Source organism: Micromonospora sp. C28SCA-DRY-2, assembly GCF_030519475.1.
Lineage (GTDB): Bacteria > Actinomycetota > Actinomycetes > Mycobacteriales > Micromonosporaceae > Micromonospora.
Genome location: NZ_JAUMKD010000005.1, coordinates 1 through 19,404, shown reverse-complemented (window position 1 = coordinate 19,404; position 19,404 = coordinate 1). Strand labels below are relative to the sequence as shown.

The 19,404-nt window shown below is 74.7% G+C and carries 23 protein-coding genes; 11 read left to right on the top strand and 12 right to left on the bottom strand.

What is annotated here, in order from left to right:
• Window positions 1–20 precede the first annotated feature (20 nt).
• Both Q3W71_RS20775 and Q3W71_RS20770 read left to right on the top strand, forming a co-directional pair.
• A complete protein-coding gene (locus Q3W71_RS20775) occupies window positions 21–1,004 on the top strand; it encodes an aldo/keto reductase (RefSeq protein WP_302921052.1) in 984 nt (327 codons plus the stop codon).
• A 37-nt stretch (window positions 1,005–1,041) separates the two neighbouring features.
• Window positions 1,042–1,236: a hypothetical protein gene (locus Q3W71_RS20770; RefSeq protein WP_302921051.1), complete on the top strand. Its 195-nt coding sequence runs from the start codon at window positions 1,042–1,044 to the stop codon at window positions 1,234–1,236.
• A 267-nt stretch (window positions 1,237–1,503) separates the two neighbouring features.
• Here the strand turns inward: Q3W71_RS20770 and Q3W71_RS20765 are convergent, their stop codons facing one another.
• From Q3W71_RS20765 to Q3W71_RS20735, 7 genes are all read right to left on the bottom strand, one after another.
• Window positions 1,504–1,707, bottom strand: coding sequence for a cold-shock protein (locus Q3W71_RS20765; RefSeq protein ID WP_007075740.1), 204 nt, complete (start codon window positions 1,705–1,707; stop codon window positions 1,504–1,506).
• A 283-nt stretch (window positions 1,708–1,990) separates the two neighbouring features.
• Entirely contained in the window at window positions 1,991–2,263 is a 273-nt protein-coding gene (locus tag Q3W71_RS20760; RefSeq protein WP_302921050.1) for a DUF4235 domain-containing protein, read from the bottom strand.
• The gene (locus tag Q3W71_RS20755) at window positions 2,260–2,604 is read right to left on the bottom strand and encodes a DUF3618 domain-containing protein (RefSeq protein WP_302921049.1); all 345 of its coding nucleotides are present in this window, start codon (window positions 2,602–2,604) and stop codon (window positions 2,260–2,262) included. The genes Q3W71_RS20760 and Q3W71_RS20755 overlap by 4 nt, the downstream gene beginning before the upstream one ends.
• Complete coding sequence (locus Q3W71_RS20750) at window positions 2,601–3,035, bottom strand: phage holin family protein (protein ID WP_302921048.1); 435 nt, start codon at window positions 3,033–3,035, stop codon at window positions 2,601–2,603. Before Q3W71_RS20750 ends, Q3W71_RS20755 begins: the two co-directional genes overlap by 4 nt.
• Before the next feature lie 318 nt (window positions 3,036–3,353).
• The gene (locus Q3W71_RS20745; RefSeq protein ID WP_302921047.1) at window positions 3,354–4,550 is read right to left on the bottom strand and encodes a mechanosensitive ion channel family protein; all 1,197 of its coding nucleotides are present in this window, start codon (window positions 4,548–4,550) and stop codon (window positions 3,354–3,356) included.
• Between the two features lie 79 nt (window positions 4,551–4,629).
• A complete protein-coding gene (locus tag Q3W71_RS20740) occupies window positions 4,630–5,451 on the bottom strand; it encodes a DUF1206 domain-containing protein (protein ID WP_302921046.1) in 822 nt (273 codons plus the stop codon).
• Window positions 5,452–5,511: 60 nt separating this feature from the next.
• On the bottom strand, window positions 5,512–5,877 hold the full coding sequence (locus tag Q3W71_RS20735; RefSeq protein WP_302921045.1) for a hypothetical protein: 366 nt from the start codon (window positions 5,875–5,877) through the stop codon (window positions 5,512–5,514).
• 148 nt (window positions 5,878–6,025) lie between these two features.
• On the opposite strand from Q3W71_RS20735, the gene Q3W71_RS20730 reads away from it, so the two are divergent.
• Together Q3W71_RS20730 and Q3W71_RS20725 are read left to right on the top strand one after the other, a co-directional pair.
• The gene (locus tag Q3W71_RS20730) at window positions 6,026–7,252 is read left to right on the top strand and encodes a cysteine desulfurase-like protein (protein WP_302921043.1); all 1,227 of its coding nucleotides are present in this window, start codon (window positions 6,026–6,028) and stop codon (window positions 7,250–7,252) included.
• A complete protein-coding gene (locus Q3W71_RS20725) occupies window positions 7,249–7,536 on the top strand; it encodes a GNAT family N-acetyltransferase (protein WP_302921042.1) in 288 nt (95 codons plus the stop codon). The genes Q3W71_RS20730 and Q3W71_RS20725 overlap by 4 nt, the downstream gene beginning before the upstream one ends.
• Before the next feature lie 176 nt (window positions 7,537–7,712).
• On the opposite strand, the gene Q3W71_RS20720 is transcribed toward Q3W71_RS20725, so the two are convergent.
• Complete coding sequence (locus Q3W71_RS20720) at window positions 7,713–9,209, bottom strand: glycoside hydrolase family 3 protein (RefSeq protein WP_302921041.1); 1,497 nt, start codon at window positions 9,207–9,209, stop codon at window positions 7,713–7,715.
• A 138-nt stretch (window positions 9,210–9,347) separates the two neighbouring features.
• Between Q3W71_RS20720 and Q3W71_RS20715 the strand changes: the two genes are divergently transcribed.
• The 4 genes from Q3W71_RS20715 (at window position 9,348) to Q3W71_RS20700 (ending at window position 12,919) form a co-directional block, all read left to right on the top strand.
• Complete coding sequence (locus tag Q3W71_RS20715; protein ID WP_255562330.1) at window positions 9,348–9,470, top strand: hypothetical protein; 123 nt, start codon at window positions 9,348–9,350, stop codon at window positions 9,468–9,470.
• 100 nt (window positions 9,471–9,570) lie between these two features.
• The gene (locus Q3W71_RS20710; protein ID WP_302921040.1) at window positions 9,571–10,521 is read left to right on the top strand and encodes a TIGR03557 family F420-dependent LLM class oxidoreductase; all 951 of its coding nucleotides are present in this window, start codon (window positions 9,571–9,573) and stop codon (window positions 10,519–10,521) included.
• Between the two features lie 193 nt (window positions 10,522–10,714).
• Window positions 10,715–12,346, top strand: a complete 1,632-nt coding sequence (locus Q3W71_RS20705; RefSeq protein WP_302921039.1) for a RecQ family ATP-dependent DNA helicase — start codon at window positions 10,715–10,717, stop codon at window positions 12,344–12,346.
• Window positions 12,347–12,415: 69 nt separating this feature from the next.
• Entirely contained in the window at window positions 12,416–12,919 is a 504-nt protein-coding gene (locus tag Q3W71_RS20700) for a hypothetical protein (protein ID WP_302921038.1), read from the top strand.
• 57 nt (window positions 12,920–12,976) lie between these two features.
• Here the strand turns inward: Q3W71_RS20700 and Q3W71_RS20695 are convergent, their stop codons facing one another.
• Both Q3W71_RS20695 and Q3W71_RS20690 read right to left on the bottom strand, forming a co-directional pair.
• Window positions 12,977–13,741: an ABC transporter permease gene (locus Q3W71_RS20695; protein WP_302921037.1), complete on the bottom strand. Its 765-nt coding sequence runs from the start codon at window positions 13,739–13,741 to the stop codon at window positions 12,977–12,979.
• A complete protein-coding gene (locus Q3W71_RS20690; RefSeq protein WP_302921036.1) occupies window positions 13,734–14,696 on the bottom strand; it encodes an ATP-binding cassette domain-containing protein in 963 nt (320 codons plus the stop codon). The genes Q3W71_RS20695 and Q3W71_RS20690 overlap by 8 nt, the downstream gene beginning before the upstream one ends.
• 96 nt (window positions 14,697–14,792) lie before the next feature.
• On the opposite strand from Q3W71_RS20690, the gene Q3W71_RS20685 reads away from it, so the two are divergent.
• The 3 genes from Q3W71_RS20685 (at window position 14,793) to Q3W71_RS20675 (ending at window position 17,754) form a co-directional block, all read left to right on the top strand.
• The gene (locus tag Q3W71_RS20685; RefSeq protein WP_302921034.1) at window positions 14,793–15,545 is read left to right on the top strand and encodes a TetR/AcrR family transcriptional regulator; all 753 of its coding nucleotides are present in this window, start codon (window positions 14,793–14,795) and stop codon (window positions 15,543–15,545) included.
• 72 nt (window positions 15,546–15,617) lie between these two features.
• Entirely contained in the window at window positions 15,618–16,622 is a 1,005-nt protein-coding gene (locus tag Q3W71_RS20680; RefSeq protein ID WP_302921033.1) for a helix-turn-helix domain-containing protein, read from the top strand.
• Between the two features lie 97 nt (window positions 16,623–16,719).
• Complete coding sequence (locus tag Q3W71_RS20675; protein ID WP_302921032.1) at window positions 16,720–17,754, top strand: helix-turn-helix domain-containing protein; 1,035 nt, start codon at window positions 16,720–16,722, stop codon at window positions 17,752–17,754.
• A 175-nt stretch (window positions 17,755–17,929) separates the two neighbouring features.
• Here the strand turns inward: Q3W71_RS20675 and Q3W71_RS20670 are convergent, their stop codons facing one another.
• Window positions 17,930–18,913: a DNA topoisomerase IB gene (locus tag Q3W71_RS20670; protein ID WP_302921031.1), complete on the bottom strand. Its 984-nt coding sequence runs from the start codon at window positions 18,911–18,913 to the stop codon at window positions 17,930–17,932.
• Window positions 18,897–19,404, bottom strand: a 508-nt coding sequence (locus Q3W71_RS20665; protein WP_302921030.1) for a glycosyltransferase family 9 protein, incomplete at its 5' end; no start/stop codon positions are given. The genes Q3W71_RS20670 and Q3W71_RS20665, both read right to left, overlap by 17 nt.

Below are 19,404 nucleotides of genomic sequence, written 5' to 3'. Positions count from 1 at the left end.
ACCTCACTAGGCTCTCCGACATGGAGCAGCGCACCTTCCACCGGCTGGGCCGGGACGTCGGCGTGATCGGCCTCGGCGCCTGGCAGCTCGGCGCCGACTGGGGCACGGTCAGCGAGGACGACGCGACGGGCGTGCTGACCGCCGCCGTCGAGGCCGGCGTGACCTTCCTGGACACCGCCGACGTCTACGGTGACGGGCGCAGCGAGCAACTGATCGGCCGGTTCCTGCGCGAGCGCCCGGACGCCGGGCTGACGGTGGCCACCAAGATGGGCCGCCGGGTGCCGCAGACGCCGCAGGCGTACACCCTGGCGAACTTCCGCGAGTGGACCGACCGGTCCCGGGCCAACCTCGGCATGGACACCCTCGACCTGGTGCAGCTGCACTGCCCGCCGAGCGCCGTCTTCGCCGACGACGCGGTCTTCGACGCGCTGGACACCCTGGTCGCCGAGAAGCGGATCGCCGGCTACGGGGTCAGCGTGGAGACCTGCGACCAGGCGCTCACCGCGATCGCCCGACCCGGCGTGGCGAGCGTGCAGATCATCCTCAACGCGCTGCGGCTCAAGCCGCTGGAGCGGGTGCTGCCGGCCGCCACGGCCGCCGGGGTGGGCATCATCGCCCGGGTGCCGCTGGCCAGCGGGCTGCTCTCCGGCCGCTACGACGAGCACACCACCTTCGCCGCCGACGACCACCGCAGCTACAACCGGCACGGCGAGGCGTTCGACGTCGGCGAGACGTTCTCCGGGGTCGACTTCGAACTGGGCCTGGAAGCCGTCCGCCGGCTGCTGCCGCTGGTCGGCACCGGCCGCACCATGGCGCAGTTCGCGCTGCGCTGGGTCGTCGACCAGCCCGGGGTCACCGTGGTCATCCCCGGCGCCCGCGACGCCGGGCAGGCCACGCGCAACGCCGCCGTGGCCGGCCTGCCGCCGCTGTCGGCGGCCGAGCAGGCCGCCGTGCGCGAGGTCTACGACGAGCTGATCCGGCCGCAGGTGCACGACCGGTGGTGAGCGCGGGCGCCGACCGCCGCCGGGAAGGGGTACGACGGTGAGGGGCTGGTTCCGGCTCACCCTCGGCCTGCTCGCCGTGGTCGTCGGCGCGATCTGGACCGTGCAGGGCCTGGGATACGTCGACGACAGCGTGATGACCGACCAGCGGGTCTGGGCCGTGGTCGGGCCGGTGGTCGTCCTGGTTGGACTGGTCGTGCTCTGGTGGGGCCTGCGGGCCCGCCGCCGGCGCTGACCCGGCCGCCGCCGCGGCCTCCCGCGACCCCGGCCCGCCCCACGGCCTCCCGCGACCCGGCCTCCCGCGACCCGGCCCGGCCGCCACCCGGGCCGTCCCGCCGGGCCTGCCCGAACCGGCCCGCTGTGACCGGGTCAGACGGCGCGCGGTCCGCCGACGCGACGCGGCCGGAAACGCGGGAAGCCCCGCATCCCTGGGGACACGGGGCTTCGCGTCGATCCGAGGGGCCGGATCACCCACTGGCCGACGGGCGCCGGCCGGCGCTGCTCAGATCGGGCGGACCTGCTCAGCCTGCGGGCCCTTCTGGCCCTGGGCGATCTCGAACTCCACCCGCTGGTTCTCCTCCAGCGTGCGGTAGCCGCTGGTCTGGATGGCCGAGAAGTGGACGAACACGTCAGCACCCCCGCCGTCGACGGTGATGAAGCCGAAGCCCTTGTCAGCGTTGAACCACTTCACGGTTCCCTGCGCCATGTGTATCTCCTTCTAAAACTGGCGGCCGAGCACGCCGTGCGGCCGGTTGGCCGTTTTCGAGCAGCGGCGCCTGAGGCGGCCCCCACGAAGGAGACTTCTCTCAACCCACGCCATCTCGCAACAGCGTGGAACAGCAAACCACGTACGCAAAAACTCTGCACAGCCTACCCGACGAAATTCTCCGACATGTGACCTGACGGATGCCGGAGATCCGCTGGGTGGGCGCTTACCACCATGCGAAAGGCCCCCTCGCCGACCGGCTCGGGGGCCCCACGCGAACGCCTCAGTCCGGCCACTGACCGGTGAGCCGGCGTACGCCGACCGCGCCGCCACGGTCCACAGCGGCCCGGACGACGGCGAAGATGGCGCCCTGCAACGCCGCGGCGGCCAGCACCTCGCCCCAGCCGCGGTCCTCGTCGGTGGCGCTGGGCGCCTCGCCGTCGCCCGCGGTCAGCTTCCAGACCTGCCGGAAGATCACGCCGGCGACGGTACCGGCGGCGAGGCCCAGCAACACCCCGACCGGCTTGTACGCCGCCCTGTTGATACCCCTGCTCACCGACGCCTCCCCCGAATGATCAACAACACGATCGCGGCGGCCACCGCGCCGGCCGCCAGTGCGGCCAGCGGCGCCGGGTTGCGCCGCACCGCCTGGCCCCGCTGCTGCGCCTGCGTCCGGGCGACCTGCGCCTTCTGCGCCGCCTGCCCGCGCACCCGGGCCATGGTCTGTGCCGCCTGCTCGCGCATCCGTTCCTTCGCCTGGTCGGCCGACGACCGCAGGCGGGCCTTGACGTCGGCCTTCGCGGCCAGCGCCTCCATCGTCTCGCCCAGCTCGACCCGGGTCCGCCGGATCTCCTCGCGGAGCGCCTCGGTGTCGGGGCCCCTGCCGTTGCCGGTCATCCGCGTCCCCTGTCCTTCACCGCGGCGGTGACCGTGTCCACGTCCGCCCGGACGCTGCGCACCGTGGCCGAGGGCACCGGCGGGACCGCACGGCTGACCTGCTTCTTGCCCACCAGGGCGAGGACGCCGGCCACCACGAAGAGCACCACCGCCACGATCAGGGCGGCGAGCCAGGCGGGCATGGCCAGGTCCAGCAGCAGGATCGCGGTGGCGACCAGGGCACCGAGACCGTAGAGCGCCAGTGCCCCGCCACCGCCGAAGAGGCCGATGCCGATGCCGGCGTGCTTGCCCTTCTGGGCCAGCTCCGCCCGGGCCAGCGCCAGCTCGTCGCGGACCAGCCGGGAGATCTGCTCCGTGGCCCGCTGCACCAGCTCGGCGGTGGACGGCTCGCTCCCGTTGCGGGATGTGCGGGCGTTCGCCACGTCAGCCATGCTGTCCTCCTTTCATCATCACCGCGCTGTATGCCCGGAGTCGCCGCCCGTCAATCCTGGGTGCGACCGCCGGAGGGCCCGGACCACCGCGTCCGCGTACCGGCCGGTGCCGGCGCGCGGGATCAGCGGCGTCGCGCAGCGTCCCCACGAATGGCCCGGTCAAACTTCCCGAGCCGGCGGGTTGGACGCGCCCCGCGCAGGCGGCACCATCCATGCCCACCCCTCCCAACGCCCCCCACCCCGTCAGGTCACGACCGCCGGCACGGCGAGCCCCCGACCGCGGGGCGGCCGGGGGCTCGGGGGCGGGAGCGGTGCCGGTCAGCGGCGGGCGTCGACCGGCTCCTCCGGGCCGACGAAGGCCTCGCTGCGCGCGTCGCCGTCGTCGCTGCCGCCGAAGACCCGGGCGTCGTCGGGCAGGTCACCCTCCACCCGGCGGCGGACCGGCCGGCGCGGCTGCACCCACTGCCACGGCAGGCCGCCGGCGGCGTCGCCGACCTCGGCGCGCATCCGGGGCAGGGCGGTGGGCCGCTGGTCCCGCACCCAGGCGACCAGGTGCTCGCGCACCAGGCAGCGCAGGTCCCACAGGCTGCCCGCGTCGGCGGCGCTGACCAGCGCGCGGACCGTGATGGTGCCGCCGGTGGCGTCGGTCACCTGGAGCACGCAGACCCGGCCGTCCCACAGGTCGCTGCTCTCCACCAGCCGGCGCAACTCCTCCCGCATCGCCTGCACCGGGATCGCCCAGTCCACGTCGAACTCGGCGGTGCCCAGCACCGCCGCCTCGGTGCGGGTCCAGTTCTGGAACGGGGTGCTGGTGAAGTACGAGGTGGGCAGGATGAGCCGCCGGTCGTCCCAGATCTGGACCACCACGTAGGTCAGCGTCAGCTCCTCGATCCGGCCCCACTCCCCCTCGACGACGACCACGTCGTCGAGGCGTACCGCGTCGCTGAAGGCGAGCTGGAGGCCGGCGAAGACGTTGCCCAGCAGGCTCTGCGCGGCCAGCGCGGCCACCACACCGGCGACACCGGCCGAGGTCAGCACGCCGGCGCCGATGCCGCGCACGCTGGGGAAGGTCATCAGCATCACGCCGACAGTGAGTACGACGATCACCGCGATGGTCAGCCGGCGCAGCATCACCACCTGGGTCCGCACCCGGCGGGCGTGCCGGTTGTCCGGCACGTCGACCCGGAACCGGGCGAGCGCGGTGTCCTCGACCACCACGAGCAGGGCGGCGACCAGCCAGGCCGCGCTGGCGATGACCGCGAGCACGAGCAGGTGCAGCAGCACCTGGCGCCATTCGGCACCGACCGCGTACCCGGTGCTGAACCGGACGGCGAACTGCACGGCGAGGACGGTGGCGGCCACCTGGAACGGTCGGTGCGCGTGGTCGGTGAGTTCGGTCATCAGCAGCGAGCGCCGGCCGAGCCGGCGGATCACCCGGTGCACCACCTCGACCAGGGTGAGCGCGATCGCCGCCGCGGCGAGCGCGGCGACGATCGTCCCGAGGTAACTCTGCACAGGTACTACTCCCTCCGACCGGGCTGTGGTGCTACGGGCAAAGGCCCAATGGTGCCCGGCTGACCCGAAGTCGACCAGTTCACACCTTCCGGTAGCGGGACTGGAGGAAGCAGAAGATGCCGAAGGCGGCGATGCCCAGGGCGACCAGGGTGAGCAGCACCTGGCCGTACGACTGCTCGCGCAGCGTACGCAGCGCGGCGTCCAGGCCGCGGGCCTTCTCCGGGTCGTAGTTCACCGCGGCCACGATCACCAGCAGCCCGGCGATGCCGTACGCGATGCCCTTGGCGACGTAGCCGGCGATGCCGAGCCGGCGGGCCAGCTGCCGGGTGCGGGGTCGCATCTCGCCGAGCTTGAGGTGCTTCTCGAAGCGCTTGACCAGGCCGTAGATCACCAGGCCGACGCCGATCGCGGCGAGCACCAGCCCGGCCAGGCCGACCAGCCAGCGACCGCCGCTGGACTCCATGGCCCGCCCGGTGAGCGCCTCCTGCTGGTCGGCGCTGTTGGAGCCGGCGTCGGAGAAGACCTTGTAGGCGGTCCAGGCGAAGTAGAGGTAGACGAGGGTCCGGCCGAGCGACGCCAGCCGCTCCCAGACCCGTTCCTTGCCCCGCTCGACGCGGTGCCCGACGGCCGCCTCCAGGGCCTGCCAGATGGCCATGGCGAGCAGGCCGACGGCGATCGCGACGACCAGGAACTTGCCCAGCGGCTGGGCGGCGAGGGTGCGCAGCGCACCGGACTGGTCGCCGTCGTCGGCGGAGTTGCCGAACGCGATCTGCAGCGCCAACCAGGCGAAGAGCAGGTGCACGACCCCGTAGCCGATGAAGCCGACCCGGGCGAGTAGTTCGAGCCACCGGCTGTTGGCCGTGCGGGCGGCGGTGGCTTCCGCGTTCCAGGTGAGTGACATGGCGCCACAATCACCGAACGCGAAGATTTCCAAACGTCGGGCCACCGCCGCCCGGCCGGATCAGCTCCCCGAGTTGCCCGCCACCCGGATCTTGACCTCCTGGTCGGTGACGCTCTCCAGGGTCACCGAGAAGCCGGCGACCTCGGTGGCCTGCTGGCCGGTGGTGAGGGTCAACTGCTCGCCGGCGACCTCGACGGTCACCCGGTCGCCCTCGGCGCCGACCAGCTTCGCCTCGACGCCGAGGATGGTGGCGCTGGCGTCGACGCCGCGGTCGAAGGTGACAGTGCAGGCGTCCAGCCCGCAGTCGGTGGAGGCGCCCTCGGAGCTGCAACCGGCGAGCACGGCGACGCCGAGCGCCAGGCCGGCCAACAGGCCGGCGGCCCGGCGGGTGGGGGTCAGCGGGAAGTCAACGCTTCGGTTCGTCACCCCGCCAAGGGTACGAGACGCCGGCGACCCCGGCCGGTCTGCGGTGATCACGGCCGCCCGCCGCTCTCGACGACCGCCGGGGGCGGCGGCGACGAGCGCTCCCGCCGGCCCACGCGGGCGCTGGTGCCGGGTCGGTTAGGGTCCCGGCATGCCGTTCGACATCGCCCGGACCCGGGCCGCCTACCCCGCCCTGGCCGAGGGCTTCGCCCACTTCGACGGCGCCGGGGGCACCCAGACCGCCGCCCCGGTGATCGACGCGGTGAGCGCGGCGATGCGGGCGGCGACCGGCAACCGCAGCGCCGCGTTCACCCCCGGCCGGCGGTCGCTGGAACTGGTGGCGGCGGCCCGCGCCGCGGTGGCCGACCTGCTCGGCGCCGAACCCGACGGGGTGGTGCTCGGGCCGAGCGCGACAGCGCTGACCTACACCCTGGCCCGGACGCTCGGCGCCGGCTGGCGCCCGGGCGACGAGGTGGTGGTCTCCCGGCTCGACCACGACGCGAACGTGCGCCCGTGGGTGCAGGCCGCCGAGGCGGCCGGCGCCACGGTGCGCTGGGCGGAGTTCGACCGGGACACCGGCGACCTGCCCGCCGGCCAGTACGCCGACCTGGTCGGCGAGCGGACCCGGCTGGTCGCGGTGACCGCCGGCAGCAACGCCGTCGGCACCGTCCCCGACGTGGCGGCGATCGCCAAGACCGCGCACGCGGTGGGCGCCCTGGTCTGCGTCGACGGGGTGCACGCGGTGCCGCACGGCCCCACCGACCTCGCCTCGCTGGGCGCCGACTTCCTGGTCACCAGCGCCTACAAGTGGTCCGGCCCGCACCTGGCGGCGATGGCCGCCGACCCGGCCCGGTGGGAACGGCTGCGCCCGGCGAAGCTGCTGCCCTCCTCGGACGCCGTGCCGGACCGCTTCGAGTTCGGCACCCCGAGCTTCCCGTTGCTGGCCGGGGTCGCCGCCGCGGTGGACCACCTGGCCGGCCTGGACCCGGCCGCCGCCGGCACCCGGCGGGAGCGGCTGCGGGCCAGCCTCGCCGCCGCGCAGGCGTACGAGGAGTCGCTGCTGGACCGGCTGCTGGCCGGCCTGGCCGCGCTGCCGGCGGTACGGGTGCTCGCCGCGCCGGCCCGCCGCTGCCCGACGGTCTCGTTCCGCGTCGACGGGCTCTCCCCGGCGCAGACCCAGGCCGCGCTGGGCGAGGCGGGCTGCTGCCTCACCGCCGGCGACTACTACGCCTACGAGTACTTCCAGGCGCTCGGGCTGCGCGACAGCGGCGGGGCGGTACGGGCCAGCATCTACCACTACAACACCGCCGACGAGGTGGACCGGTTGCTCGGCGAACTGGGCCGGCTGGCCGGCGGCGGGGGCAGAATGGCCGGGTGAGCACCCTGGTCGAGGACAATCCCGCCGAGCACCGCTTCGAGATCCTGGTCGACGACGCGCTGGCCGGGTTCACCGCCTACGTCCCGCGCGGCGAGGCGCTGGTCTTCACCCACACCGAGGTGGAGCCGAGGTTCCAGAACATGGGCGTGGGCGCGGCGCTGGTCCGGACCACCCTGGACCAGGTGCGCGAACGCGGTGGCCGGGTGGTGCCCCGGTGCCCGTTCATGGCCGCCTTCATCGACCGCCACCCGGAGTACGCCGACCTGGTCACCGAGGCCACCTGACCGGCTCGGCTCCGCCGCGGCGGCGCGCCGGGCCGGGTCGTCGCCGACCGGCAGGTCGCCCGACAGCCGCAGGGTCATCTTGATGACGCTGAGGTTTCACGCTCGTTCCCGGTACGGCCGTCGCCACCCCGGCACGTCGACCCCGGTCGGCGGGGCCAGCCCGGTCCGGCGGCTGGTCAGCGGCCGGCGAGCAGGTCGGCGGCGGCGCGGGCGCCGGCCCGGGTGGCCCCGTGCGTGGCGACGTGCACCGCGCCGGTGACCAGCGCGGGCACCCCCAGTTCCACCACCACCGCGTCCGGCCGGGCGGCCAGCGCGCGGTCCACCGCGGCCCGCATCCAGTCGTGCCGGTGCAGGTCGCGCACCACCAGCACGACCGGCCGGTCGCCGGCGGCGGCGGTCGGGTCGGCGGGCACGGTGGCCTCGGCGTAGCGGACGGTGGTGGTGCCCGGCAGCAGGTCGGCCAGCGGGGCGCCCACGCCCCAGGGGGTCTCCGCGCCGATGGCGATGTTGCGCGGTGGCTCGAACTCCACCACGTACGCGGCGGCGGCCAGCGGCAGCGCGTCGCGACCGGCGGGGGTGGTGGTGACCCGCAGGGCCCGGCGGGCGGCGGCCAGCCCGACCGCCGAGCCCTCGGCGCCGGTGGCGGTCCGGAGCGGCCGGTCGGCGCGGGCGGCGACCGTCCAGGCGGCGAGCTGGCCGACCCGCTTGGCCGCCTCGGCGAGGCGCTCCTCGGGCAGCTCGCCGGAGACCACCGCGGCGACGATGGCGTCGCGCAGTTCCCGGGCGGCGCCCTCGTCGGCCCGTTCGCCGCCGATGCAGATCGCGTCGGCGCCGGCGGCGAGTGCGCGGACCGTCGCGCCGGCGAAGCCGTACCGGTCGGCGACCGCGCGCATCTCGACCGCGTCGGTGACCACCACGCCGCTGAAGCCCAGCTCGTCGCGGAGCAGGCCGCTGAGGATCCGGTCGCTGAGGGTGGCCGGCAGCTCCGGGTCCAGCGCGGGGACGAGCAGGTGACCGGTCATCACCGCCTGCACCCCGGCGGCCACGGCGGCCCGGAACGGGGCCAGTTCCACGGCGTCCAGCCGGGCCCGGTCGCCGGTGATCCGGGGCAGGTCGTGGTGGGAGTCGACGCGGGTGTCGCCGTGCCCGGGGAAGTGCTTGGCGCAGGCGGCCACCCCGCCGGCCTGCAACCCCCGGACCCAGGCGGCGGTGTGCCGGGCGACCAGGTCCGGCTCGGCGCCGAACGACCGGACGCCGATCACCGGGTTCGCCGGGTTGGAGTTGACGTCGGCGTCCGGGGCGTAGTCCAGGGTGATGCCGAGCCCGGCGAGTTCCCCGCCCAGGTCGCGGGCGACCTCCTCGGTCAGCGCCGGGTCGTCGACCGCGCCGAGGGCGTGGTTGCCCGGACGGGAGCTGCCGAGCCTTGACTCGATCCGGGTGACGTCGCCGGCCTCCTCGTCGATCGCGACGATGACGTCCGGCCGCTCGGCGCGCAGGGTGGCGGTGAGCGCGGCGACCTGCGCCGGGTCGACCACGTTGCGGGCGAAGAGCACCACCGAGCCGAGGCCCTCGCCGAGCCAGCGGCAGATCCAGGCGGGCGGGGTGGTGCCGACGAATCCGGGCTGCAGGACGGCGGAGGCCAGTGCCGCCAGGTTGCCCGTTCGCTCGATCATGCAGCCCCCCGTACCCCCGTCGCACCGCCCGTGGCGGCCCCGCCACCGGCGGCGGTGCTGCCATGGTCACATCGGTCGGTCAAATAGTCAATAAACCTTACAGTTGCCCTCCGGCCGTTGGCTGGGGAGAGTGCGGGGATGGATCCCGCGCTGCTGGCCGACGCGACGAGCCCGGCCGACGTCCCCGGCGTACGCCTGCTCGGCGTGGTGGTGGGCGGCCTGCTGCTGCTGGCCGCGATCCGGGCCATGTTCCGGCGCTGACCGCCGCCGCGGCGCCGCCGGGTGTGGCCGGCGGTCGCCGGGGTACCGGTTCCCTCGTTGACCAGTGCGTGGCGCGACCGCGACGCGGCGAGGGGGAACCATGAAGATCGGATACTTCCTGTCCTGTGAGGAGTTCACGCCGGCCGAGCTGCTGGAGCAGGCGCGCGGCGCCGAACGGGCCGGCTTCGAGGCTTTGTGGATCTCCGACCACTACCACCCGTGGGTGGACGCGCAGGGGCAGAGCCCCTTCGTCTGGTCGATGATCGGCGCGCTCAGCCAGGTCTGCCGGCTGCCGGTGACCACCGCTGTCACCTGCCCGACCGTGCGCGTCCACCCGGCGGTGCTCGCCCAGGCGGCGGCGACCAGCGCGGTGCTGCACTCCGGGCGGTTCGTGCTCGGCGTCGGCTCCGGCGAGGCGCTCAACGAGCACATCTTCGGCGACGCCTGGCCGCAGGCCGACGTGCGGCTGGAGATGCTGGAGGAGGCGGTCGCGGTGATGCGGGAGCTGTGGCGGGGCGGCTTCGTCAACCACCACGGCCGGCACTACACCGTCGAGCACGCCCGGATCTACACGCTGCCGGAGGCGCCGCCGAAGGTCTACGTCTCCGGCTTCGGCCCGAAGGCGGTCGACCTGGCGGCCCGGATCGGCGACGGCTACGTCAGCACCATGCCCGACGCCGAGCTGGTCCGGCGGTTCCGCGACGGCGGCGGGGGCGACAAGCCGTGCCAGGCCGGCTTCAAGGCGGCGTACGCGGACAGCGAGGAGGAGGGGATGCGCATCGCGTACGAGCGGTGGCCCAACGCCGGGGTGCCGGGCGAGCTGTCCCAGGTGCTGCCCTCGCCTCGGCACTTCGAGCAGGCCGCCCAACTGGTCCAGCCGGAGATGATGAAGGAGTCCTTCGTCTGCGGCAACAGCGCCGAGGCGCACCTGGAGATGATCGACCGGTACGCCAAGGCCGGCTTCGACGAGGTCTACGTGGCCAACACCGGCCCGAACTCGGCCGGCCTGTTCGACCTCTACCAGCGCGAGGTGCTCCCCCGGCTGCGCTGACCCGCCGCCACCCGGTCCCGGAACCCCGCCGGCGGGGTTCCGGGACCGCGCGCTTTCCGGGCTGCGTGACCGCCTGCCGCCGACGCCGCGCCGGCGGGCCGTCCGGCGTCCGTGCCCCCGGTTCCGGCCTGCCGCGCACGCCACACCGGGCCGGCGTTTCGCCGGTGATCAGCCCGGGTACCTCCGGCCCTCGATGAAGCTGACCACGCACTCGATGACGTTGCGCCGCGCGGCGCGCAACCTGTTCGGCTGGACCACGCTGCGGCCCAACCAGCTGGCCGCGATGCGCGCGGTGATGAAGCGACGCGACGCCTTGGTGGTGCTGCCCACCGGCGCCGGCAAGTCGGCGATCTACCAGATCCCGGCCAGCCTGATCCCCGGCCCGACGGTGGTGATCTCCCCGCTGCTGGCCCTGCAACAGGACCAGATCGCGGCGCTCAACGAACGGCAGCGGCCGGAGCTGCGCGCGGTGCGGATCAGCTCGGACGAGACGCCCGCCCAGCAGGCGGAGGCGATCACCGAGATCCGCGCGGGCCGGGCGGAGTTCCTCTTCATCACCCCGGAGCAGCTCGCCAACCCGGACCGGATGGCCGAGGTGCGGTCGCTGGGCCCGGGCCTGGTGGCGATCGACGAGGCACACTGCATCTCCGCCTGGGGCCACGACTTCCGCCCCGACTACCTGGCGCTCGGCCACCTCGTCGAGGGCATCGGCCGGCCGCCGGTGGTCGCGCTGACCGCCACCGCCTCCCCGCCGGTACGCGACGACATCGTCACCCGGCTGCGGCTGCGCGACCCGGAGGTGGTGGTCTCCGGGCTGGACCGGCCCAACCTGTTCCTGGAGGTCGCCCACTGCCCCACCGAGGACTACCGGTGGCGGCGGCTGCTCGCCCTGCTCCGCGACGACGAGCGGCCCGGGATCATCTACGTGCCCACCCGGCGGGCCGCCGAGGAGCTGGCCGGCCGGCTCACCGACGCCGGCTTCCCGTCGCAGTACTACCACGGCGGCATGCCGGCCGGCGCCCGCGCCGAGCTGCACGAGGCGTTCCTCGCCGACCGGGTGCCGATCATGGTGGCCACCTCGGCGTTCGGCATGGGCATCGACAAGCCGAACATCGCCTGGGTGGTCCACATGGCACTGCCCGACTCGCCGGACAGCTACTTCCAGGAGATCGGCCGGGCCGGCCGGGACGGCGAACCGGCACGGGTGCTGCTGCTCTGGCAGGCCGAGGACGTCGGGCTGCAACGGTTCTTCACCGGCGGCCTGCCCGACACCACCGAGCTGCGGGACCTCGCCGCGCTGCTGCGGCGCAAACCCACCAGCAAGAAGGAGCTGCGCGAGCTGACCGGCCTCGGACCGCGCAAGCTCGGCCAGTACCTGGCCCTGCTGGAGCAGGTCGGCGCGGCCGAGCCGCGGGGCCGGCAGCGGATCGGCGCACCCCGCTACTCACCCACCCCGGTGGACGCGGCGGCGGCCGCGCTGGCCGAGGCGGAACGGCAGCAGAGCGTGACCCGGTCCCGGACCGACATGATGCGGGCCTTCGCCGAGACCACGGCGTGCCGGGGACAGACCCTGCTCGCCTACTTCGGCGAGCAGATGACCCAGGTGTGCGGGCACTGCGATAACTGCCACGCCGGCACCAGCACGCCGGACAACGGCGCGGTCGGGCCGTTCCCGGTGCACAGCCAGGTACGCCACCCGGAGTGGGGGCCCGGGCTGGTGCTCAGCTACGACGACGACCGGATGACGGTTCTCTTCGACGAGGTGGGGTACAAGACGCTGTCCGTCAGCGTGGTGTCCGAACAGGGCCTGCTGACCCTGGACTAGCCTGAGCCGGGCCCGTCGCCGGGCCCACGGACGTGAACGACGAGCAGGACAGGCGGAAGGGGCGTTGCCGTGATCGAGCAGCCGGCGTACACCGGTTTCGGTTTCTCCGACGAGGAGTGGGGGCTGCTGGTCGGCCTGCCGCAGTCGGTGCTGACCGCGGCGAGCGCCGCCGAGTCGGACGGCACCCGGCGCACCAGGGCCGAGAACGCGGCCGGGCTGGAGACCGTCTCGGCCGGCCGGGAGTCGGCCAGCCCGCTGGTCGCGGCGGTGGCCGGGGAGATCGTCACCCGGGTCGGCGACCCGGAGGCCGGCGAGGAGCTGCCGGTGATCGAGCCGGCCGACCCGCAGGCGATGATCGACGACGTGCTGACCCGGGCCAAGGCGGCCGCCGCGCTGCTGGCCCAGCGGGTGGACGAGGGGCAGGCCGGGGCGTACAAGCACTGGCTGGTGGAGATCGCCGACCAGGTGGTGGGCGCGGCGTCCACCGGCGGCATCCTCGGCCTCGGCGGGGACGTGGTCAGCGACTCCGAGCGCCGGTTCCGGGACCGGCTCGCGCAGGTCCTCAACGACTGACCGGACGTACGACGGCGGCGCCGGACCGTGGGTCCGGCGCCGCCGTCGTGCCGTGCCTCAGCCGACCCGCCGCCGGAACAGCGCCGCGGCGAGTGCCATCGAGACCAGCAGGATGCCGAGGTACCAGGCCACCGCCCGAGCCGGCGCGGCGCCGGCCGGGGTGTCCAGCAGCAGCGCCCGCAGCGTCTCGATGACCGGGGTGACCGGCTGGTGGTCGGCGAACCCGCGCAGCCAGCCCGGCATCGTCTCCACCGGGACGAACGCGCTGCTCGGATACGGCAGGAACATCACCAGGAAGGTGAACCCGCTGGCCGCCTCGGGCGTGCGGGCCAGCAGCCCGAACGCCGCCGACAGCCAGGAGACGGCGAGCAGGAACAGCACCAGCACGCCGAGGGCGGCCAGCCAGTTCAGCGGGTCGCGGGCCGGCCGGAAGCCGATGGCGACCGCGACCGCGAGCACCAGCACGGTGGAGACCAGGTTGCGCGCCACGCTGGCCACCACGTGGCCGGCGAGGATCGCGGTGGCGCTGACGTCCATGGTGCGGAACCGCTCCACCACGCCGTTGGTGAGGTCGGTGGTCACGCTCACCGCCGTGCCGGCCGCGCCGAAGCCGGCGCAGAGCAGCAGCACGCCGGGGACCACGTAGGTGACGTACGCGGTGCCGGTGTCGATCGCGCCGCCGAACAGGTAGACGAAGAGCACCATCAGGATCACCGGCAGCAGCAGCGACGTGAGCAGCGCGTCGACGTTGCGCCGGGACAGCCGTACGCAGCGCCCGATCATCACGGTGGTGCCGGCGCGCCGCGCGGTCAGCTCAGACATGGGTGACCTCCCGGTCGGCGGTCACCGGTCGCCCGGTGAGGGTGAGGAAGACGTCGTCGAGGGTGGCGCTGCGGACGGTGAACGCGGCCACCGCCCGCCGGTCCGGGTCCACCTCGTCGAGCAGGTCGCGGATACCCGGCGCGCCGCCGTCGGTGGCCACCTCCAGTTCCCGCCGGGCCGGGTCCCGGTGCGTCACCCGGTCGCCGAGTCCCCGGTCGACCGCGGCGTAGCCGGCCGCGTCGCGCAGGGTCAGGTGCAGGCGCTGCGCCCCGTACCGGCGCTTCAGCTCGGCGGCGGTGCCCTCGGCGGCGAGCCGGCCGCCGTGCAGCACCGCGACCCGGTCGGCGAGCCGGTCGGCCTCCTCCAGGTACTGGGTGGTCAGCAGCACGGTCACCCCGGCCCCGGCGAGTTCGCCGACCACCTCCCAGAGCGCCTGCCGGCTGCGCAGGTCCAGCCCGGTGGTCGGCTCGTCGAGGAAGATCACCGAGGGTTCGCCGACCAGGCTGGCGGCGAGGTCGAGCCGGCGGCGCATCCCGCCGGAGTAGGTGGCCACCCGGCGGCCGGCCGCGTCGACCAGGTCGAACCGCTCCAGCAGTTCGCCCACGCGGCGGCGGGCGGCGGCCCGGCTGCACCCGGTCAGCCGGGCCATCATCTCCAGGTTCTCCCGGCCGGTCTGGCCGTCGTCGACGGCCGCGTGCTGGCCGGCGAGGCTGATCACCCGCCGTACCCGCCGCTGGTCACGGACCACGTCGTGCCCGTCCACCCGGGCGGTGCCGCCGTCGGGCGCGATCAGGGTGGCCAGGATCCGCACGGTCGTGGTCTTGCCCGCGCCGTTCGGGCCGAGCAGCGCGTGGACGGTGCCCCGGGCGACCCGCATGGTCAGCCGGTCGAGTACGGCGACGCCGCCGTACGACTTGCACAGGTCGACGGTCTCCACCGCCGGAGGCGCTGTCATGTCTCACCCTCCGTGTTCTGCGTATGGCATACGCTTTAATGCGTAGACCATACGCAGAAGCTAGGATGACGGTCAACCCCGGACCGAGAGGTGAGGATGAGCGACTCCGACGTCGACCTGCCCGAGAGCATCGAGCTCGCCTGGGGCCTGCGGGAACGCCCCGGCAAGGGGCCGAAGCGGAGCCTCACCCTGGAGCAGGTGCTGGCCGCTGGCATCCGGGTCGCCGAGGCCGACGGCCTCGCCGCGGTGTCGATGAGCCGGGTGGCGGGCGAACTGGGTGTGGCGACCATGTCGCTCTACCGCTACGTGCCGGCCAAGCACGATCTGCTCGAACTGATGGCCGACGCCGCGTACGGGCCACCGCCGGAGGTCCGCCGGCCGGACGAGGGCTGGCGGCCGGCGCTGGCCCGGTGGGCCGCCGGCAACATCGCCGCCATCCACCGCCACCCGTGGATCCGGCACGTGCCGGTCGGCGGCCCGCCGATGGGCCCGAACGGGGTGCGCTGGCTGGAGCATGGGCTGGCCGCGCTGCGCGGCACCGGACTGCGCGCCGACGAGCGCGTCTCCACCGTCATGCTGGTCAGCGGGTACGCCCGCAACTGGGCGAGCCTCACCGCCGACATCACCGAGGCGGCGGCCCGGGCCGGGCAGAGCGCCGAGGAGTTGGGGGTGCGCTACTGGCAGCGGCTGGAGCGGCTCACCCGGGGCGGCTCCTACCCGGAGATCCGGCAACTGCTCACCGAGTCGGTGGTCGAGAACGCCGAGGAGTTCGACGCCGAGTGGCGGTTCGGCCTGGACCGGCTGCTCGACGGCGTCGAGGTCCTCGTCGCGGGCCGGGCCGCCGGCTGAGTCCCGGCCGCCCGGCTGGCCCGGCCCGACGGGTTGCACGAGAATGTGCCGGGACCAGGCGAGGAGATCGGCATGGCGGCGCTTCAGGTGGAGATGGTGGACACCACCGTGGTGCCACCCGCCGACCGCTTCCCGCTGTTCGTGGAGCTCGCCGGTCGGGCCTCCGCGCCGGTCGCCCTCACCAGCGACCACGCCGACGACTTCCGCGGCCGGGCCCGGACGGTCGACCTGGGCGGTGTCGCGATCACCCGGTTCCGGTACCAGTCGCTGGTGGGCCGCCGGACCCCCCGGCTCATCCGCCAGGCGGACCCGGAGGTCTTCCAGGTCGCCCTGACCACCAGTGGGCGGTCGTCGATCAGCGCCGACCGGCGCGGGGCGGCGATACCGGTCGGCGACTTCACCCTGATCGACTGGGGCCGGCCGCACACGCTGGAACACGCCGGAGCGGCCGGCGGGGACGCCCCGGCCGGCGCGGTCACCGCCGTCGTCCCGCGTACGCTGCTGCCGCTCGACCCGGACCGGGTAGCCCACCTCACCGCGGCCCGGATGTCCGGCTCGGACGGCCCCGGCCTGCTCCTGGCCCGGCACCTGCACCACGTCACCGGGCATCCCGAGCAGTTCCGGCCCGGCGACGCGCCCTACCTGGCCGAGGTCACCGTGAGCCTGGTCTCCGCCCTGCTGGCCCGCCACCTCGACGTCGAGGACCGGCTGCCGGTGGAGGTCCGCCAGCGGGCGCTGCTGAGCCAGGTCCGCGACTTCATCGAGCGGCACCTCGACGACCCCGCGCTCGGTCCGCAACTGGTCGCCGACGCCCACCACGTCTCGCTCCGCACGCTGCACCGGCTCTTCCAGGCCGAGGACGAGACGGTGGCCGGCCTGATCCGCAGCCGCCGGCTGCACCGGTGCCGGCGCGAACTGACCGATCCGCTGCTGCGCCAGCAGCCGGTCCACCTCATCGCCCGGCGCTGGGGCTTCGCCGACAAGGCGCACTTCAGCCGGAGCTTCCGGGCCGCGTACGGGCTGAGCCCGCGGGCCTACCGGGAGGCGCACGGAGGCGGGTCCCCGCCCCCGGGCTGACCCCCGACGGCACGGATGGTCAACAGCGGCGCCGGCCGGCCGGGAGCGGACGGACCGGGCGTGGACAATGAGGTGCCGCGACGGGGAGGGAGTGCGGATGCTGCACCAGAGCACTGTCGACACCACGCACGTGCCGCCGGCCGACCGGTTCGGCGTGTGGCTCGACCTGATCGCACGCTCCACCGCACCGCTGCGGATCCGCACCGAGCACGCCCACGACTTCCCGGCCCGGGCCGAGTTCATCGAGCTGGGGCCGATCCAGCTGGCCACGTACCGGTACCCCTCGCTGGAGGCCACCCGCACCCGCAAGCTGGTCCGCCAGTCCGATCCGGAGTGCTACCTGCTGGCGCTGACCGTCGACGGCGAGAGCGCGGCCGGCCAGGCCGGCCGGCGCAGCGCCCTGCGCCCGGGCGAGTTCACCTTCTACGACGGCTCACGCCCGCACGACGTCAGCCACCACGGCGCCGACGACGGCCTGCGGCCGGCGAGTTCGACGGTGGCGATCATCCCGCACAGCGCGCTGCCGCTGACCCCGCAGCGGCTGACCCCGCTGCTCGGGGGCCGGATGTCCGGCACCGACGGGATCGGCGCGCTGCTGGCCCAGTACCTGCTCCAGGTGGCCACCCACCCGGAGCAGTACCACGCCAGCGACGCCGCCCGGCTCGGCACGATCGGGCTCGACCTGGCGTCCACCATGCTCGGCCGGCACCTGGTGGCCGAGGATGCCATCCCCGCCGAGGCGCGCCGCCGGGCGCTGCTCACCCAGATCCAGGCGTACGTCCAGCGGCACCTCGGCGACGCGACGCTGAGCCCCCAGGTGATCGCGGACGCCCACCACATCTCGCTGCGGACGCTGCACCGGCTCTTCGAGGCCGAGGAGTCCACGGTCGCCGGGTACGTGCGCGACCTGCGGCTGGCCCGCTGCCGACACGACCTGCTCGACCCGGCCCTGCGCCAGCACCCGATCCAGGCCATCGCGGCGCGCTGGGGGTTCCCCGACAAGGCCCACTTCAGCCGGGTGTTCCGGGCCGCCCACGGGATGTCGCCGCAGACCTGGCGCAGCTCGCGGACCGAGCCGGCACGGATCGTCAACCGCTCGGCGTCCGCGGTCAACTCGGACCCGGCAGACTGAGCCCCGACGCGGTCGACCCACCGGCGCTGCCGCCGGGCGCGGTCGCCCGCGAACGGGGGCCGTGGCGAGGCGCCCGCCGTCCGTGGCGGCGGCGGGCGGCCGCCCGGTGTCCGTCCGGAAGGACGTCCTGACCCCGGCTCCGCCGCGCCTCCCCCAGGACCGCCGGCGGAGCCGGTCAGGCCTCCTCGAGCAGCTCCAGCACCACCCGCTCGGCCTCCTCGCGTGGGGCGTCCGGGTCCACCGGCGCCATCACGCCGTCGTGGTAGAGGTCGACCACCCGCGGGTCGACGTAGGAGGTGCGGGCCACCGTCGGGGTGTTGCCGAGCAGCTCGGCGACCTCCCGCATCACCCCGGCCACCGCCCGCTTGCGGGCGGTCGCGGACCGCTGCGCCCCGGCCGTGGCGAGCTGGGTCGCCGCCAGCACGGTGGCGTGCCAGGTCCGGAAGTCCTTCGCGGTCATCTCCCCGCCACTGGCGTCGCGCAGGTAGTCGTTGACCTCGTCGCTGCGTACGTCGCGCCAGTCCCGGCCGTCCCAGTAGCCGAAGAGCCGGTCCGCCCGCCGCCGCCGGCGGCGCAGGTTGGTCAGCACCCGGCACAGCTCCGGGTCCTCGATGCGGCGGACCTGCTCGATGCCGCCCTTGGCCGGGAACTCGAAGACCACGCAGCCACCCCGGGACCGGGCGTGCTCCGGGCGCAGGGTGGCCACCCCGAAGGTGGGGTCGTCACCGGCCGCGTACTGGTCGCTGCCGACCCGGAACATGCCCATGTCCAGCAGCCGGGTGACGGTGGCCAGCACCCGGTCCCGGCACAGGCCCCGGCAGTGAAGGTCCTCCGTCACCCGCTTGCGCAGCACCGGCAGCCGGCGGGCCACCTCCAGCACGTGGTCGAACTTCGCCTCGTCCCGCTTCTGCCGCCAGACCGGGTGGTAGAGGTACTGCTTGCGCCCGGCCGCGTCGATGCCGGTGGCCTGGATGTGCCCGTTGGGGTACGGCGAGATCCAGACGTCCTGCCAGGCCGGCGGGATGACCAGCTCACGCAGCCGGGCCAGCTGGTCGGGGTCACGGACCGGCTCGCCGGCCGGGTCGACGAAGAGCCAGCCCTTGCCGCGCCGGCGACGCCCGTACCCCGGCCTGCCCGGATCACTACGCCGCAACCGCACCGGAGACCCGCACCGCCCGTTCCACCTCGGCCACGGCGGCCAGCACCTCATCGACGCCGATGGCCGCCAACGTCGGGTGGCTTCCTACCCCGTCCCAGCCCGGGTTATCCCTGCTCGCGGCCCAGATCACCCGGTGCCACGGCCGGCCCGGCGGCGGCCCCCACCGGGCCGGGGACACCGGGCCGAAGAGCACCACCGACGCGGTGCGGTAGCCGGTGGCGAGGTGCGCCACGCCGGTGTCACCGCTGACCACCAGCCGGGCGTACGCGACCAGCGCGGCGAGGTCGCCGAGGTCGGTCTCGCCGGCCAGCACCGCGTCGGCGGGCAACCCGGCGAGCCGCGCGACCCGCTCGGCGACGCTCCGCTCGCCGGCGCTGCCGGTCACCACCACCCGGTGCCCGCGGTCGGCCAGCTCGCGGGCCAGCGCGGCGAACCGCTCGGGCGGCCACCGCTTCGCCACCACCTTGGAGCCCGGGTGCAGCACGGTGACG

Excerpts from the sequence above, each read along its gene's own strand:
- Q3W71_RS20775 (WP_302921052.1), top strand. The coding sequence starts at position 21 with ATGGAGCAGCGCACCTTCCACCGGCTGGGCCGGGACGTCGGCGTGATC.
- Q3W71_RS20765 (WP_007075740.1), bottom strand. The coding sequence starts at position 1,707 with ATGGCGCAGGGAACCGTGAAGTGGTTCAACGCTGACAAGGGCTTCGGC.
- Q3W71_RS20755 (WP_302921049.1), bottom strand. The coding sequence starts at position 2,604 with ATGACCGGCAACGGCAGGGGCCCCGACACCGAGGCGCTCCGCGAGGAG.
- Q3W71_RS20750 (WP_302921048.1), bottom strand. The coding sequence starts at position 3,035 with ATGGCTGACGTGGCGAACGCCCGCACATCCCGCAACGGGAGCGAGCCG.
- Q3W71_RS20740 (WP_302921046.1), bottom strand. The coding sequence starts at position 5,451 with ATGTCACTCACCTGGAACGCGGAAGCCACCGCCGCCCGCACGGCCAAC.
- Q3W71_RS20730 (WP_302921043.1), top strand. The coding sequence starts at position 6,026 with ATGCCGTTCGACATCGCCCGGACCCGGGCCGCCTACCCCGCCCTGGCC.
- Q3W71_RS20720 (WP_302921041.1), bottom strand. The coding sequence starts at position 9,209 with ATGATCGAGCGAACGGGCAACCTGGCGGCACTGGCCTCCGCCGTCCTG.
- Q3W71_RS20715 (WP_255562330.1), top strand. The coding sequence starts at position 9,348 with ATGGATCCCGCGCTGCTGGCCGACGCGACGAGCCCGGCCGACGTCCCC.
- Q3W71_RS20710 (WP_302921040.1), top strand. The coding sequence starts at position 9,571 with ATGAAGATCGGATACTTCCTGTCCTGTGAGGAGTTCACGCCGGCCGAG.
- Q3W71_RS20705 (WP_302921039.1), top strand. The coding sequence starts at position 10,715 with ATGAAGCTGACCACGCACTCGATGACGTTGCGCCGCGCGGCGCGCAAC.
- Q3W71_RS20695 (WP_302921037.1), bottom strand. The coding sequence starts at position 13,741 with ATGTCTGAGCTGACCGCGCGGCGCGCCGGCACCACCGTGATGATCGGG.
- Q3W71_RS20690 (WP_302921036.1), bottom strand. The coding sequence starts at position 14,696 with ATGACAGCGCCTCCGGCGGTGGAGACCGTCGACCTGTGCAAGTCGTAC.
- Q3W71_RS20685 (WP_302921034.1), top strand. The coding sequence starts at position 14,793 with ATGAGCGACTCCGACGTCGACCTGCCCGAGAGCATCGAGCTCGCCTGG.
- Q3W71_RS20680 (WP_302921033.1), top strand. The coding sequence starts at position 15,618 with ATGGCGGCGCTTCAGGTGGAGATGGTGGACACCACCGTGGTGCCACCC.
- Q3W71_RS20675 (WP_302921032.1), top strand. The coding sequence starts at position 16,720 with ATGCTGCACCAGAGCACTGTCGACACCACGCACGTGCCGCCGGCCGAC.